This is a genomic window from Streptomyces sp. NPDC000594, assembly GCF_040299965.1.
GTDB lineage: Bacteria > Actinomycetota > Actinomycetes > Streptomycetales > Streptomycetaceae > Streptomyces.
On record NZ_JBEPCY010000016.1, the window covers coordinates 140,732 to 155,248 of the forward strand.

Here is a 14,517-nt window from a genome sequence, read left to right on the forward strand (position 1 = left end):
AGTGCACCAGGCTCACCGGCCCCACCCCGGGCTCAGATCTCTGCGGGTGCGACCGTCGGCGGGCGCAGCCGGTCGCGGATGGCCCGTACCGCCGCCTCCGCGTCGTCCACGGTCACCGTGAAGGTCCGGCCGTCGCCCAGGGTGACGATCACGCCCTCGCCCCGGCGCACGACCACGGCCGTGCCCTTCTCGGGCCGCCAGCGGTAGCCCCATCCGCCCCACTGGCGCGGGGTGACACGGGGATCGAACTCCGCGCTCACCACCTGGGAGAGCGGAATCCTGCGGCGGGGCAGCCCCAGATGGCCGCAGCGCACCTCGACCGCGTCGCTGTCGACCCGTACCGCCACATGGACGAAGGCGAGCGTGCCGTAGAGCATCAGCAGGCCCACGGCCACACAGCCGATCACGGACATCAGCAGCGCGGCGACACCGGAGGTCCAGGAGGACTGGACGGCCAGCTCGACGCCGAGGGCGACGAAGGCGGCGCCCGCGAGTGCGAGCAGCCACTGCATGCGATTGGTCGCGCGCCCGGTCCATACGGCGGGCACGGGGTCCGCCGCCGGGTGCGGGACATCGTGGGGATGGTCCCTCATGCTCGAAGCGTACCCACGGGCGGGACCTCTGGCAGCAAACCCATGGTTTGCATCACATATCGGACATGTCACATGGCATCCCTGCCCGCCCGGGCCCGCCGACGACGGACATCACAGGCGGAGAGGCGGACGGGTGGCCAGAGCAGGGCAGGGCAAGCGGAGATGCGGGCGGGACCGGCGGGCGGGTCAGCCGCCGGCGGTCACCGGCTGGAGGAGACGGCCTTCGGCATAGCCGAGCGCGCTGCCCGGGAGGGCCGCCGTACGGCCACTGTGCAGCACGGTCAGGGTCCCGGTGGCGGGGGCGTCCGGCGCGGGCGCGATCCCGGCCCGGCGCAGCGCCTGCGCGGCGACCGCGCCCGCCGAGCCATGGAGGACGACCGGTGTCCCGATCGCGGCCCGGATCCGCTCGGCGACCAGCTCGTAGTGGGTGCAGCCGAGGACCACGGCCCGGGTCTCCCGGGGAGTGAGGGCCGCTGCGGCGGTCACCGCCCGGTCGATCGCCTCGTCGTCCGCGTGGTCCACCGCGTCCGCGAGTCCCGGGCAGGGCACCTCGGTGACCGTGACTCCCCCGGCGAACCGGTCGATCAGATCCCGCTGGTAGGGGCTGCCCGTGGTGGCCGGGGTCGCCCAGATGGCGACGGGCCCGCCGCCCCGGGCCGCGGGCTTGACCGCGGGGACCGTCCCGATGACCGGGATCCCGGGCTCCAGCTCGGCCCGGAGCGCGGGCAGCGCGTGCACGGTGGCGGTGTTGCAGGCGACGACCAGCACATCGGGGCCGTGCGCGGCGGCGGCACGGGCCACCGCGAGCGCGCGCTCGGTGACCCCCTGAGGGGTACGCGGACCCCAGGGCATGCCGTCGGGGTCCGAGGAGAGGACAAGATCCGCGTCGGGCCGCAGTCCGCGTACCGCGGCAGCCGCCGCCAGCAGGCCGATTCCGGAGTCCATAAGCGCGATCTTCACCCGGTCACCATAGTCGACGGCGCCCCGGGAGCCGGTGCGGTGGGGCAGACTGCGGCGCATGAGCGCCCCCGCCTGGATCGCCCCGACCGCCCTGGCAGCGCTGGCCGTCTGGGTCTGGCTGCTGCTCTTCCGGGGCCTCTTCTGGCGTACCGATCAACGGCTGCCGCCCGGCGCCGCGCCTCCGGCAGCTCCCGGCGACTGGCCCGATGTCGCCGTTGTCGTCCCGGCCCGGGACGAAGCGGGCATCCTGCCGGACTCCCTCCCCTCCCTGCTGGCCCAGGAGTACCCGGGACGCGCCGGCATCACCTTCGTGGACGACAACAGCACCGACGGTACGGGCGATCTGGCGCGCGCCCTGGCCGAGCGGTACGGGGGGCTGCCGCTGCGGGTGGTCACCCCCGGCGAGCCGCCGCCCGGCTGGACCGGCAAGCTCTGGGCGCTGCGGCACGGCATCGAGCAGGTCCGCGCCCCGGCGTCCGGCGACGGGCCGGAGTTCCTGCTGCTGACCGACGCCGATATCGCGCACGCCCCGGACAGTCTGCGCACCCTGGTGGCCGCCGCCCGGACCGGCGGGTACGACCTGGTGTCCCAGATGGCCCGGCTGCGGGTGGTGACCGGCTGGGAGCGGCTGATCGTCCCGGCGTTCGTCTACTTCTTCTGTCAGCTCTATCCGTTCCGCCGGGTCAACCGGGCCCGGGGGCGGACCGCCGCGGCGGCGGGCGGCTGCGTCCTGCTGCGGAGCTCGGCCGCCGACCGGGCGGGCGTCCCGGAGGCGATCCGCGGGGCGTTGATCGACGATGTGGCGCTGGCGGGCGCGGTACGGCGGTCCGGCGGGCGGATCTGGCTGGGGCTCGCCGACCGGGTGATGAGCGTACGGCCCTGTCCGGGGCTGCCGGAGCTGTGGCGGATGGTGTCCCGCAGCGCGTACGCCCAGCTCCGCCGCGATCCGCTGATCCTGCTGGGCGCGGTCGCCGGACTGGTCCTCGTCTATCTGGTACCGCCGGGGGCGGTGGTCGCGGGGGCGCTGACAGGGGACCGGGTCGCCCTGCTGGCGGGGGGCGCGGCCTGGGCGGTGATGACGGCGACGTTCCTGCCGATGCTCCGTTACTACGGACAGCCCGCCGTGTTCGCGCCCGCCCTGCCGTTCATCGCTCTGCTCTATCTGCTGATGACGGTGGAGTCCGCGCTCCGGCACCACCGGGGGCGGGGGGCCGCCTGGAAGGGGCGGACCTACCGGGGAGCCGGGGCACCGGCGGCGGAGCGCGGCGCGGACGGCTGACCGGACGAAGCCCCGGCATCCGGCACCTGGCACCTGCTGCCTGCCACCCGGCAACCAGTGAGCCGGCACCCGGCACCTGGAGCAATCCACAAAGGTCTTGCGGAAATGACTTTCCGCCCCGCGCGACCCGCGAGTAACCCGCCGTCAACCTGGTCTTTACGGGATCCTTGCCCATCCCCGCGACCGATTTTCCCGGATTCGCTCCCATTGGTGGTCCATGTGACCAAGGATCCGCAGAAACAACCCACATACCGGCCTCCCCAACCGGCACTCGTGGCCTTACCTTAGGTCCCATGACCTCCCCCCGCTCCACCTACGGCGGCGGTTACTACTCCGCACCGTCCTTCGCCGACACCCCCATCTACGACTCACTGGTCGCAGAGCGGGGCACGCCTCAGATCGCCCCGATCCGAGTGCCCGCCGCGTACGACACCGGCAGCAGTTATCTGCCGGCGCTCCCCTCGGCTCTTCCGGCCCTCCCGGCCCCCGCGCACCACCAGGCACCGATGTACGGCCATCCGCAGCAGGCTCCCCAGCCGATGCCCCTCCAGCAGGCGGTGGCGCCGTACATTCCGCAGCCCCAGCCGCCCGCCCAGCGTGCCTACCCGGGTCAGCAGGCGCAGCCCGTGCCCATGCAGCAGCGCCCGGTGCCCACGGGGTACGAGGCGATGCGCCCGGCCGCCGCACGGCCCGCCCCGGCCCCGGCCCCGTACCAGGACCCGTACAACCGCCCCTATCAGGGCCAGGGTTACTGACGGCGCCCCCTCTCCTTCCCCGGGCTCTCCCGCTGCCCCCGCGGGGCCCGGCCGGGGTGGTGGTTTTCCCTCCCGACGAGGTCTGCGGGAACTCCGCACCGCCCCCGGAGCGTTGACACGGCACGGCCCCGCGCGGGTGCCCGGACCCCGGTCCGGACCCGTCCGCCGGGGCCGTGCCGTCGTTCGGTGACCGGACACACCGGACGGCGGCGGCGGTGCCCCCTGCCCGACCCGTCAACCACCCCTCCCCATGCGCGCTACCGTGGGGGCGACCCCTTTCACGGGGTCGGGGTCGGGCGCGCGGGCAGGCATGGCGTCCGCCGGTCGGGCCCGGTGGGAGCGGCCACCGGCACGGCGGCCGGTCCCCAGGGGGCGTCCCCCTTTCCCCGAGGCGCGCGGCAACGGACCCGAGGTGGGGGCAGAGCAGCACGATGGCACAGGGCACGGTCCAGGTGACCCACACCGGCACCTCGCGGTGGCGGCGGCGCACGGACGAGTACACCTCGCTCACCGCCGCGCTGGAGGCGGCGGGCGACGGCGATGTGCTCACCGTGGCGCCGGGGACGTACCGCGAGAATCTGGTGATCGAGCGTGCGGTGGTGCTGCGCGGCCCCGACCCCTCGCTCGGATCGGTGCGGATCGCGCCCGCCGACGGAGTGCCGCTGACCGTGCGCGCCTCCGCGACCGTCCAGGGGCTCCAGGTCGAGGGGCAGGACACCACGGCGCCCGCGGTGCTGATCGAGGACGGCACCCCCGAGCTGACGGATCTGCGGATCGCCACCCGTTCCGCCTCCGGTGTGGAGGTGCGGGGGTCGGCGCGGCCGACCGTGCGCCGCTGTGTGGTCGACAATCCCGCCGGTGCCGGGATCGCCGTGGTGGACGGCGCGGGCGGGGTGTTCGAGGAGTGCGAGGTGGTCGCGGCGGGGCAGGCGGGCGTCTCCGTGCGGGACGGCGGGCACCCCCGGCTCGACCGCTGCCGTATCCACCACGCCTCGGGCGCGGGTCTCGCGGTCACCGGCGAGGGGAGCACCCTGGAGGCCGTCGGCTGTGAGGTGTACGAGGTCAGGGGGGCGGGTGTGCAGATAGCAGCGCGCGCCACCGCCCATCTGACCGACTCGGTGGTGCACCGCACCTCCTCCGACGGGGTCACCCTGGACACCGACGCCGTCCTCACCCTCTCCGACTGCGACATCCACGACGTCCCGGAGAACGCGATCGATCTGCGGTCCCGTTCGGTGCTGACCCTCACCCGCTGCACGGTCAGCCGCTTCGGGCGCAACGGCCTGTCGGTATGGGACCCGGGCACCCGGGTGGACGCCCATCAGTGCGGCATCCAGGAGAGCACCGGCGACTATCCGGCCGTATGGATCAGCGACGGGGCCACCGCCGTCCTGGAGGGCTGCCGGGTCCGCGATGTGCCCGACGCGCTCTTCGTCCTGGACCGGGGCTCCCGGGTAGATGTGGTCGACAGCGACCTCTTCCGTATCCGGAACACCGCCGTCTCGGTGAGCGACGGCGCCACCGCCCAGCTGGACGACTGCCGGATCAAGGAGGCCGCCACGGGTGCGTGGTTCCGCGACCACGGCAGCGGCGGCACCCTCGGCGGCTGTTCCATCGACGGCGCGCAGACCGGTGTCATCGTCACCAAGGGCGCCGACCCGGTGATCGAGCGGTGCACCGTCACCGCCCCCGCCGAGGCCGGGTTCTATGTGTCGGCGGACGGCCGGGGCACCTTCCGGGGCTGCCGGGTCCTGGACAGCGAGGGCTACGGATTCCATGTCATGGACGGCTGCCGGACGACCCTGACCCGCTGCCGTGCCGAGCGCTGTGCCCGGGGCGGATACGAGTTCGCGGAGCCCGCGCTGGTCGTGGTGGAGAACTCGACCAGCGACGAGAGCCCGGTGACCGCCCCCGCCGAGCGCACGGCGGTGGAGCGGTCCACGGCCGATGTGCTCGACTCCCTCGCCTCCCTGGACTCGTTCGCCTCCCTGACCCGGCTCGGCGCGCTGGGCACCGTACCGCCCCCGGTCACGGCACCCGCCGTGCTTCCGGCGCCGGCACCCGCGCTCCCGGGGTCCCCGGCGCGGCCGCAGCCCGCCGCCGTGCCCCCGCGCGGCTCGGACGCGGTCCTGGGTGAACTGGACGCACTGGTGGGGCTGGAGAGCGTCAAGCGCGAGGTGCGCTCCCTGATCAACATGATCGAGGTGGGACGGCGGCGCCAGGAGGCGGGGCTGAAGGCCGCGTCGGTCCGCCGCCATCTCGTCTTCACCGGCTCCCCCGGCACCGGCAAGACGACCGTGGCCCGGCTGTACGGGGAGATCCTGGCCGCGCTCGGGGTGCTGGAGCGGGGCCATCTGGTCGAGGTCTCCCGGGTGGATCTGGTGGGTGAGCACATCGGCTCGACCGCGATCCGCACCCAGGAGTCGTTCGACCGGGCGCGCGGCGGGGTGCTCTTCATCGACGAGGCGTACGCCCTCTCCCCCGAGGACTCGGGCCGGGACTTCGGCAAGGAGGCCATCGACACCCTGGTGAAGCTGATGGAGGACCACCGGGACGCCGTGGTGGTGATCGTGGCGGGGTACACGGCGGAGATGGAGCGCTTCCTCTCGGTGAACCCGGGAGTCGCGTCGCGGTTCTCCCGGACCATCACCTTCCAGGACTATCAGGCCGGTGAGCTGCTGAGGATCGTGGAGCAGCAGGCCCAGGAGCATGAGTACCGGCTGGCGGACGGCACCGGTGAGGCGCTGCTGAAGTACTTCACCGCGCTGCCCAAGGGTGCCGCCTTCGGCAACGGCCGCACGGCGCGCCAGACCTTCGAGTCGATGGTGGAGCGGCACGCGGGCCGGGTCTCCGAGCTGACCGACGCGGACACCGACGATCTGTCGCTGCTCTACCCGGAGGATCTGCCCGAGCTGCCCGAGGGTCCCGGGCTGCGCTGACCCGCCGCGCGTTTCCCCGGGCCGTCCGGGATCCGCTCCCCGGGGCCGTGCGCCGCGCGTTCCCCCGGGCCGTCCACCGCGTGCTCCTCCGGGCCGTCCGGTGGCGGGCACTGCCGGGGCACGGCGGCCGGGCGCAGCCGGTCGAGGAGGGCCCGGCGTTCCCGGGCGAAGGCGGGATCGGCCTGGTAGTCGCCGTGGCCCAGGAGCGGTTCGGGCAGCGGATGGCTGCGGGAGCGCCCGTACACCACCGGGTCCTTGAGGGCGTCCCGGTCGACGGGGGGTCCGCCCCGCCGGGCGGCGACGAGGACCGGGCCGCCGATGGGGTCGGTGCGCCGCCAGAGGTTGCGCCAGCAGTCGAGTTCGCCGCTCAGCTGGGCCAGGGCGGCGGGGCCGAAGTAGGCGGGGAACCAGCGCCCGTAGAGCCGTTCCAGCGGTGATCCATAGGTGAGCAGCGCGACCCGGCCGCGGGTGGCCGCGGGCAGCTGCCAGACGGCGGAGGCGGCGAGCACACTGCCCTGGGAGTGGCCGGAGATGACGAGCCGTCCGCCGGTGCGGGCCGTCCAGGTCGCCACCCGCCAGGTGAGGTCGGGTACGGCGCGCTCCGCGTAGCAGGGCGGGGCGAAGGGGTGGGCGGCGCGGGGCCAGTAGGTGCCGACGTCCCAGAGGATGCCGATGGTCCGGCGGGCGGAGGCGTCCTGGTAGGCGCGGCGGCCCCAGGTGACGAACAGTATGAAGACGACCCCGACCAGCCAGGAGCCCAGGAACTGGGCGGCGCGGGCGATGTCCTCGTCGGGGCCGGTGTCGCCGAACGCCTCGGCGGGGACCTCACCGGTCGTCCAGGAGCCGGCGACCGCCACCGCGCCGAGCAGCAGGGTGGTCACCGCGATCAGGCCCACCAGCCAGGGGGCGTCGTCGGTGAGGGTGGCGCGCGCCTCGGTCCGGGCGATCCGGCGGGTGCGGCCGGGGTCGGGCCGCCAGACCCCGGTGTCGGAGAGCGGTGCCTCGGCCGCCTCGTACTCCCGCTCGACCCGGCGGGCGATCCGGCGGGCGGCGATCCGGGTCCGTACACCCAGCACCGCGAGGGGTACGAGGAGCACCACCAGGAGGACCGGGATGGCGGACGCCTGCCAGCTGAGCAGGACGGGGGTGCCGGGGATGGTGCCGTCGCCGCGGCCGGGCGAGCCGGGGCCGTCGAGCCAGTCGGCGACCCGCTGGGCGATCCCGGCGGCCATCACCCCGCCGATCGCGCAGGCGAGGACGGCGACGGCGGGCCCGCCCAGGCCGAACAGGACGGAGCGGGAGGGGCGGGCGTGCCGCTGGAGGAGATGGGCGGTGATCCCGAGGGCGACGGCCAGCAGGCCCTGGGTGAGGGCGATGGCCCGGAAGGTGGTCTCGTCGGGGAGGGTGCCGGCGGAGCTCCAGCCGGGGCGGGACCAGGCGCTGTAGAGGAGGGAGAGGCCGAGGAGGGCGAGGGCGCAGGCGGGCAGGGCGCTGACGACGACCCGGTCGATCCGCGCGTCGAACAGCCGCTCCTTGCGGCCCCGCCGGACGACGACCCAGACGACACCGAGGGCGGCGGCGAGCAGGGCCAGGCGGAGCGCGCGGCCGGAGAGGTCGAGGAGGGTTCCGCCGGAGTGCCGGTCGTACTCGGCGGCGGCTCCGCTGACGGCGGCGGCGACGGTGAGGAATCCGGCGGCGGTGTGGGCGGCGCGCAGCCGGGCGACATGGCGGCGCCCGTACCAGAAGCCGGCCCGGCCGAGCGCGGGGCGCGGCATGCTCCCGGCCCGTGCGGTCGGCGACGGGCCCGCCGGGGGCGCGACACCGGCGCCGGCCCCCGCGCCGGACCCCGTATCGGCACCCGTATCGGCGTCGGCATCGGCGTCGGTGGGCTCGATGTCGGTGGGCTCGATGTCCATGGGGCCGGGGTCGGTTCCGGCGCGGTCCGTTTCGGGGCCCGTGCCGCCCTCGGCCACGTTCTCACCGGCCGGGGGCCGCTGGGACTCATAGGCGGCCCAGGTCCGGTTGGAGAGGAACCACAACAGCGTGACCAGGCCTATCGGGACCATGGACGCCAGGGCCAGCCGACGGCCCGGCTGGGACCACCAGCCGCCCCCGGGCCCGGCGAAGAAGTCGAGCCAGTCGCGTTCACGGGCGCAGGAGGCGGTGCCCGCGCACTGCCAGGCGAGCAGATCGAGGGCGACCTCGCAGGCGGCGGCGGTCATCAGGACGGTGAGGCTCAGCGCGATCAGCCGGACGAGGACCCCGTACAGCCGAGTGGTGCGGACCCGTCCCCCGGCGTGGGGGCGCATCCAGTGGGCCAGATTGGCGATCATGAACGGGAGGAGCAGCAGCCACAGGGCGCGGGCGCTGTTGCCGGAGGTGAGGTTGGACCAGCAGTACGCCTCGGGTACGGGCTCCTGCCGGTCGTGCCCGGGGCGCGCGGGCTCCCGTCCGTCCCCGTCCGGCCCTGGCATCCGGTCGGCGTGCTCGTCGTCGGTGCGGCGGAAGACGGCCGCCTTCTCGTCACCGGTGATCCTGACGGTCCGGGGATCGCCCAGCATCTCCTGCGGGGTGGCTCCGCCGACGCCGTGCACCAGCAGTTCGAGGGCGGGCCCGGGCCCCGGGGACCCCGCCGGGGACGCGGATGGGGAAGGGGGCGGGGACGGGGGTACGTTCGCGGGTGGCACAGGCGGGACTCTCGCTCTCTCGGCGGGGCCGTCGCGGGGATCGTGGGCGGGGCGCGGTGGGACGGTGGGTGCGCGACCGCGGTGGTACGGGGAGCGGGCGCGCGAGCGGGTCCGGGCGGCGGGATGCCGCCGGGACGAACCAGCGTCCCCGATCGGAACGGCTGTGCGCAGCCCCTTGACGCAGCTTCGCGCGGTCCGGTGACGCGGGATCGTGGCAGGATGTGACGCCTGCGCCCCCTTACGGCGCACAGCCGTACCCCGTACGCCCCACACGGCCCATGCGGCCCACGGCGCGGCACGGCGGCCCGGGGCGCGGCGCATGACATCCACACCGGCTACAACGCGGAAGGACCGGCTCCGGCGGTGACCGACCATCAGAACCTGCTCGCGGAGCAACGGCGCGCCCTCATCCTGGACGAGGTGCGCAGACGGGGCGGGGTCCGGGTCAATGAACTGACACGCAGGCTCCATGTCTCCGATATGACGGTACGGCGGGATCTGGACGCGCTCGCCCGGCAGGGCGTGGTGGAGAAGGTCCACGGCGGTGCGGTGCCGGTGGTCGAGGCGAGCACCCATGAGCCCGGCTTCGAGGCGAAGTCCGCGCTGGAGCTGAACGCCAAGGAGGACATCGCCCGTGCGGCGGCCCGCCTGGCCGCGCCCGGCAGTGCGGTGGCCCTCTCCGGTGGTACGACGACCTACGCACTCGCCCATCAGCTGCTGGACGTACCCGATCTGACCGTGGTGACCAATTCGGTGCGGGTCGCCGATGTCTTCCACACCGCGCAGCGCGCCGGAACGGCGGGCTCGCCCCGCCCCGGGGCGGCGACAGTGGTGCTCACCGGCGGGGTCCGCACCCCGTCGGACTCCCTGGTGGGCCCGGTCGCCGATCAGGCGATCCGGACGCTCCACTTCGATGTGCTCTTCCTCGGGGTGCACGGGATCTCGGTGGAGGCCGGGCTGTCCACCCCGAATCTGGCGGAGGCGGAGACCAATCGCCGTTTCGTCCGCGCGGCCCGGCGGGTGGTGGTCGTCGCCGACCACACCAAGTGGGGAACGGTGGGGCTCAGTACCTTCGCCCGGCTGGACGAGGTCGACACCCTGGTGACGGACGCGGGGCTGTCCGCCGCCGCCCGCGAGGAGATCACCGAGCAGCTGCCCGGCCTGGTGGTGGCCGACGGGTCCACCGGGTGAGCCGATGACCGTCTTCCGGCTGACGCGTACGGTGCCGCTCCCGGTGCGGGAGTGCTGGCGGCGGGTCACCGACTGGCGTGCCCACGCCGAAGGGGTGCCGCTGACCTCGCTCGCCTCGATGACGGAGGGGCCGGTACGGGTGGGCACCCGCTTCACCGTGCGCTCGGCGGCGGGCCCGCTGCGGATGGACGACCCGATGGAGGTGGTCCGCTGGGAGCCGCCGGGACCGGACACCCCGGGCCGCTGCCGGCTGGAGAAGCGGGGCCGGGCCGTCGTCGGCTGGGCGGAGATCGAGGTCCGTCCGGCGGGAACCGGCTCGGTGGTGGTGTGGACCGAGGAACTGCGGATCGGTCCGCTGCCGAGGCTGCTCGACCCGCTGACCGCCCGGGTGGGGCGGCTGGTCTTCGGCCGGGCCCTGGACGGACTCCTCCGGCGCGGCCCCGCGCCGGAGAGCCCCCGCTAGGTCGTCTCTTTCGGATCTAGCCGGTGGGGTCCGCCGTCGGCCAGACCCCGGTGGCGAGGAAGGTGTCCAGCTCCCGGGCGTGGGGGGCGATGTCCAGCCGCTGCCCGGCCAGCCACTCGTCGGAGTAGTACCGGTCGAGGTAGCGCTCGCCCGGATCGCAGAGGAGGGTCACCACACTCCCCCGCTCCCCGGCGGCCACCATCTCGGCCACGATCCTCAGCGCGCTCCACAGCCCGGTGCCGGTGGAGCCGCCCGCCTTCCGCCCGATCGCCGTGTCCAGCGCCCGTACGGCGGCGACACTGGCCGCGTCCGGCACCTTCATCATCCGGTCGATGGCGCCGGGCAGGAAACTCGGCTCCATCCGGGGCCGTCCGATGCCCTCGATCCGGGAGCTGCGGTCGCTGGTGGCGTGCGGGTCGTCCCGGGTCCAGCCGTCGAAGAAACAGGAGTTCTCCGGGTCGGGTACACAGATCCGGGTGTCGTACTGCATGTAGTGCACATAGCGGGCGATGGTCGCCGAGGTGCCCCCGGTGCCCGCCGTGGCGACGATCCAGGCGGGCTCGGGGTACCGCTCCAGCCGCAGCTGCTGGTAGATGGATTCGGCGATGTTGTTGTTGCCGCGCCAGTCCGTGGCCCGTTCGGCGTACGTGAACTGGTCCATGTAGTGCCCGCCGGTACGGGCCGCGAGCGCGGCGGACTCCTCGTACATCGTGTGCGGGTCGTCCACGAAGTGACAGCCGCCCCCATGGAATTCGATCAGCCGGATCTTCTCCGGGCTGGTCGTCCGGGGCATCACGGCGACAAAGGGGACCCCGATCAGCTTGGCGAAGTACGCCTCGGAGACCGCGGTGGAGCCGCTGGACGCCTCGATCACCGGTCTGCCGGGGCGGATCCAGCCGTTGCAGAGCCCGTAGAGGAAGAGCGAACGCGCCAGCCGGTGCTTGAGGCTTCCGGTCGGGTGGGTGGACTCGTCCTTGAGATAGAGGTCGATCCCCCACTCCTCGGGGAGCGGGAACTTCAGCAGATGGGTGTCGGCCGAGCGGTTGGCATCCGCCTGGACCCTGCGGACCGCCTCCTTCAGCCAGCGCCGGTACTCCGGATCGCTGCGGTCCACATCCCCGGTCGTCACGGTCCCGGCCGTCACGGCCCCGCCCTCGGTCCGCCGCGCGCCGCCGTCCATGCCGGATCCTCCGCTGTCCATGCCGGGTCCTCCACCGTGCTCGGGCCCGCAGTGGCGCTCCTGGCCGTACGCGCGGGTCTCTTCCTGGGCGCGGAACGGGCGCTTCCCCCACGGAAGCGCCCGTTCCGCAAGGCCACAGTAAGCCTGCCAACTGCGCAAACGTTCACTTGGGGAATCCATAGGGAGCACTTGTGATTGAGTGATGACGGGGGCTGTCCGGCCTCTGGTGCACACAGCCGGAGTTGGGCAGACTGCCGAACAGGCGCGGGATCCCACCGCGCGGCACAGCGGAACGCACCGTACGGAACGGGTACGACCGCACAGGAGAGGTTCGAAGGGGGCGGAGAGAGCTATGGCGATGACCGAGCCCGAGTTCCGGGCCACCGGAGTACGCATCGAGAGGTGGCCTCGCTCATTGACCAAGGCCGGACAGGTGCTGATCAGGGACGGCAAGCTGGAGTTGCTGACCAGCTACGGCCGGGTGATCGACAGCGCGCCCGTCCGGGCGGTCCGGGCGGGCCGGGCGTGGTTCGCGGACGACTCCAGCACCGCGCTGACGGTGAACGGCAAGCGCTACACGCTGACCCTGGGGCAGCGCAACCACCGCACCGATCCCGAGGTGCTGACGGGCCGTTTCCTCAAGGCGGTCCGGGGCGCCGGGGTGGCCGAGGACTGACGGCCCGACCGACGGCGCGACTGACGGCCCGGCTGACGATCCGGCTGACAGCCCGACCGGCGACCCGGCGGACACGGCGGCATTACGCCCCGGGGGTTCGGTGACCCGCTCCCCCGGGGCGCCGAGTTGCGGTCCGGCCCGTACTGGCGCACGCTGATGTCATATCACTCAGGGTGAATCGACGGTCACACAGAGGCGTGACCCCGACCGTCCCCAGGACGGCACCGGGCCTCGCGTCCCCGCCCCCCGGGCAAGACTCAGCAGTCGGTATTTGCTGGATCCGTTCTTCGTCTTCTTCCGGACCTCTTTCGGGGAGTCGCAGCCGTGATCAGCCAGTCGAGCAAGCACTGCACGGTGGAGCTCCAGGCCCTGCCGTCGCGGATCGGTCAGGTCCGCAGAATCGTCTCCGCCCAACTCCGCCACTGGCGTCTCGATCCACTGGTCGATCTGGCGGCCCTCGGCGTCACCGAGCTGCTGACCAATGTTCACCGGCACGCCGAACCGGACAAGATGTGCGTCGTACGGATCGAGCGGGCGCCCGAGCTGCTCACCGTCTCGGTCCATGACCACGATCCACGGGTCCCGAACATCACCCCGGCCCAGGACGACGACCTCTTCGCCACCTCCGGCCGTGGACTCTCCTTGATAGCGGCGCTCAGCGAGGCCTGGGGCGTGGAGCCCTCCGGCGACGCCCAGGGCAAGACCGTGTGGTTCACCCTGGCCGCGCCCCCGGACCTGGCCCCGGCCCAGGACGACGAGCCCCTGCACGCGGTACTGATCCGCTGATCCGCCGACCGGCCCGTACGGGGATGCCCGTACGGGCCGCTCGTCCGCGTCTCCCGTCCATGCCTCCGGTACGGGGCGGTGGTACGGGGCGGTGGTACCGGGCCGCTCGTCAGCCGGGCAGCGCGTAGGTCCGCGCCAGCCTGCGGTGGACCAGCCCCTCATGGACGAGCCGCCCGAGCAGAGCACCCCCGTACACCACCACTCCCACCCCCACCAGCCAGGACTGGAGCACCAGCACGGTGCCGACCGGGCCGTAGGTGACCGCGTTCGACGCGATCAGCGGTGAGAAGACGAACTGGGAGAAGATCCGCAGCCCCAGCAGCCCCAGCGCGGTCAGCACCGCACCGGGCAGCAGCGCCCGCCAGCGGACCCGCCCGCCCAGCAGCAGCCGCTGCACCACCCAGAAGAAGAGCCCGGTGCCGATCACATCGCCGAACGCCGCGCCGAGACCGGCGGCGGGCTCCGAGGGGGTGGGGGTGTTGACGAAGAGCAGCAGTACGAGCACGAGCAGCGCCAGAAAGACGACATGGCGCCACATCGTGTGCCAGCGCGCGGTCGCCAGGTCCCAGACCTTCTCGTACCCCGTCTGCACGGCGGAGCCGAAGGTCAGCCCGAAGGCGGCGAGGGCCGCCAGACCCAGTGCCGTGGTGCGCTGGAGCGCGGTCCCGGGTGTGCCGAAGAGCTGTTCGACCTCGTCCTGGGAGACCGCCGAGGCCCCGAGCGCCTGGCCGAGCCAGCGGGCGAACCCCTGGCCGCTGGCGGGGTCGGCGGCGGCCACCACGACCAGCAGCGGCACCAGGGTGAGAAAGCCGAGCGCGGCGAAGCCCATGGCGCGGTGCAGCAGCTCCATCTCCCGCCCCCGGTTCCAGGCGAGACCGGCGGGCGAGGAGAGGACCCTGAGGTGGAGACGGACGAGCCGGTGCACGGGGCGGTGTACGGGGCGGTCCGCACCGGGGGGCGAAGCGGCGGTCATGGACCTCGCCTACCCGCTCCGGGCCGGGGAGGCGT

At 73.7% G+C, this 14,517-nt stretch carries 12 protein-coding genes; 7 read left to right on the forward strand and 5 right to left on the reverse strand.

The genetic code is table 11. The features are described 5' to 3' along the window. Positions 1-32: 32 nt before the first annotated feature. Positions 33-593, reverse strand: a complete 561-nt coding sequence (locus tag ABT354_RS22515) for a hypothetical protein (RefSeq protein ID WP_351496540.1) — start codon at positions 591-593, stop codon at positions 33-35. A 186-nt stretch (positions 594-779) separates the two neighbouring features. Beyond that, positions 780-1,613, reverse strand: coding sequence for a glutamate racemase (locus ABT354_RS22520; RefSeq protein ID WP_351496542.1), 834 nt, complete (start codon positions 1,611-1,613; stop codon positions 780-782). Between ABT354_RS22520 and ABT354_RS22525 the strand changes: the two genes are divergently transcribed. The 3 genes from ABT354_RS22525 (at position 1,612) to ABT354_RS22535 (ending at position 6,526) form a co-directional block, all read left to right on the forward strand. Next, positions 1,612-2,832: a glycosyltransferase gene (locus tag ABT354_RS22525; RefSeq protein ID WP_351496544.1), complete on the forward strand. Its 1,221-nt coding sequence runs from the start codon at positions 1,612-1,614 to the stop codon at positions 2,830-2,832. The genes ABT354_RS22520 and ABT354_RS22525 overlap by 2 nt on opposite strands. A 293-nt stretch (positions 2,833-3,125) precedes the next feature. Further along, a complete protein-coding gene (locus ABT354_RS22530) occupies positions 3,126-3,587 on the forward strand; it encodes a DUF6643 family protein (protein ID WP_351496546.1) in 462 nt (153 codons plus the stop codon). Between the two features lie 431 nt (positions 3,588-4,018). Then, positions 4,019-6,526: a right-handed parallel beta-helix repeat-containing protein gene (locus ABT354_RS22535; protein WP_351496548.1), complete on the forward strand. Its 2,508-nt coding sequence runs from the start codon at positions 4,019-4,021 to the stop codon at positions 6,524-6,526. On the opposite strand, the gene ABT354_RS22540 is transcribed toward ABT354_RS22535, so the two are convergent. Further along, positions 6,478-9,213 carry a hypothetical protein gene (locus ABT354_RS22540; RefSeq protein ID WP_502983474.1) on the reverse strand — a complete coding sequence of 912 codons (2,736 nt, stop codon included), beginning with the start codon at positions 9,211-9,213 and terminating at the stop codon, positions 6,478-6,480. The genes ABT354_RS22535 and ABT354_RS22540 overlap by 49 nt on opposite strands. Before the next feature lie 363 nt (positions 9,214-9,576). On the opposite strand from ABT354_RS22540, the gene ABT354_RS22545 reads away from it, so the two are divergent. Together ABT354_RS22545 and ABT354_RS22550 are read left to right on the forward strand one after the other, a co-directional pair. Then, positions 9,577-10,404: a DeoR/GlpR family DNA-binding transcription regulator gene (locus tag ABT354_RS22545; protein ID WP_351496550.1), complete on the forward strand. Its 828-nt coding sequence runs from the start codon at positions 9,577-9,579 to the stop codon at positions 10,402-10,404. Positions 10,405-10,408: 4 nt separating this feature from the next. Then, positions 10,409-10,867: an SRPBCC family protein gene (locus ABT354_RS22550; protein ID WP_351496552.1), complete on the forward strand. Its 459-nt coding sequence runs from the start codon at positions 10,409-10,411 to the stop codon at positions 10,865-10,867. A 16-nt stretch (positions 10,868-10,883) separates the two neighbouring features. On the opposite strand, the gene cds1 is transcribed toward ABT354_RS22550, so the two are convergent. Beyond that, positions 10,884-12,047 carry an L-cysteine desulfhydrase Cds1 gene (gene cds1 / locus ABT354_RS22555; protein ID WP_502983478.1) on the reverse strand — a complete coding sequence of 388 codons (1,164 nt, stop codon included), beginning with the start codon at positions 12,045-12,047 and terminating at the stop codon, positions 10,884-10,886. A 352-nt stretch (positions 12,048-12,399) separates the two neighbouring features. Between cds1 and ABT354_RS22560 the strand changes: the two genes are divergently transcribed. Beyond that, entirely contained in the window at positions 12,400-12,723 is a 324-nt protein-coding gene (locus ABT354_RS22560; RefSeq protein ID WP_351496556.1) for a hypothetical protein, read from the forward strand. A 324-nt stretch (positions 12,724-13,047) separates the two neighbouring features. After that, positions 13,048-13,509 (forward strand): ATP-binding protein, encoded by a 462-nt coding sequence (locus ABT354_RS22565; RefSeq protein ID WP_351496558.1) that lies wholly within the window; start codon positions 13,048-13,050, stop codon positions 13,507-13,509. A 109-nt stretch (positions 13,510-13,618) separates the two neighbouring features. On the opposite strand, the gene ABT354_RS22570 is transcribed toward ABT354_RS22565, so the two are convergent. Next, positions 13,619-14,482 carry a YhjD/YihY/BrkB family envelope integrity protein gene (locus ABT354_RS22570; RefSeq protein WP_351496560.1) on the reverse strand — a complete coding sequence of 288 codons (864 nt, stop codon included), beginning with the start codon at positions 14,480-14,482 and terminating at the stop codon, positions 13,619-13,621. Positions 14,483-14,517 lie beyond the last annotated feature (35 nt).

What these genes read in the sequence shown, in the direction of transcription:
- ABT354_RS22520 (WP_351496542.1), bottom strand. Translation starts at nt 1,613, where the DNA reads ATGCGCCGCAGTCTGCCCCACCGCACCGGCTCCCGGGGCGCCGTCGAC.
- ABT354_RS22550 (WP_351496552.1), top strand. Translation starts at nt 10,409, where the DNA reads ATGACCGTCTTCCGGCTGACGCGTACGGTGCCGCTCCCGGTGCGGGAG.
- ABT354_RS22535 (WP_351496548.1), top strand. Translation starts at nt 4,019, where the DNA reads ATGGCACAGGGCACGGTCCAGGTGACCCACACCGGCACCTCGCGGTGG.
- ABT354_RS22570 (WP_351496560.1), bottom strand. Translation starts at nt 14,482, where the DNA reads ATGACCGCCGCTTCGCCCCCCGGTGCGGACCGCCCCGTACACCGCCCC.
- ABT354_RS22515 (WP_351496540.1), bottom strand. Translation starts at nt 593, where the DNA reads ATGAGGGACCATCCCCACGATGTCCCGCACCCGGCGGCGGACCCCGTG.
- ABT354_RS22530 (WP_351496546.1), top strand. Translation starts at nt 3,126, where the DNA reads ATGACCTCCCCCCGCTCCACCTACGGCGGCGGTTACTACTCCGCACCG.
- ABT354_RS22560 (WP_351496556.1), top strand. Translation starts at nt 12,400, where the DNA reads ATGGCGATGACCGAGCCCGAGTTCCGGGCCACCGGAGTACGCATCGAG.
- cds1 (WP_502983478.1), bottom strand. Translation starts at nt 12,047, where the DNA reads ATGGACGGCGGCGCGCGGCGGACCGAGGGCGGGGCCGTGACGGCCGGG.
- ABT354_RS22525 (WP_351496544.1), top strand. Translation starts at nt 1,612, where the DNA reads ATGAGCGCCCCCGCCTGGATCGCCCCGACCGCCCTGGCAGCGCTGGCC.